Annotated in this window: 1 protein-coding gene; it reads right to left on the reverse strand. The window is 63.0% G+C overall.

Translation table 11 applies throughout. The features are described from left to right. A partial coding sequence (locus SB753_RS41085) for a M14 family zinc carboxypeptidase (RefSeq protein ID WP_410805681.1) occupies positions 1 to 238 on the reverse strand: 238 nt, incomplete at both ends.

Raw genomic sequence — 238 nt, forward strand, 5'->3', positions numbered from 1 at the left:
GCACGATGTGGAACACCGCGTGATCGTAGAGCTTGCGCGCAACCGGATCGCCCGCCCAATCGCCCCAGCCGACGAGCCGCTTCACGAGTCCTTCGATAAACCATTCGGCCATCGTCTCGCCCGGATGCTGACGCGCGATCAGCCAGATCTTTTTCTTCGGCATCTTCAGCATATCGCCGCTTTGCGGTGTGCCGAGCGTGAGCAGGGAAACCGGCCGGCCTTCGACGGTCGTGCCCAG

The sequence above is a fragment of the Paraburkholderia sp. SIMBA_053 genome (assembly GCF_046534895.1).
GTDB lineage: Bacteria > Pseudomonadota > Gammaproteobacteria > Burkholderiales > Burkholderiaceae > Paraburkholderia > Paraburkholderia caledonica.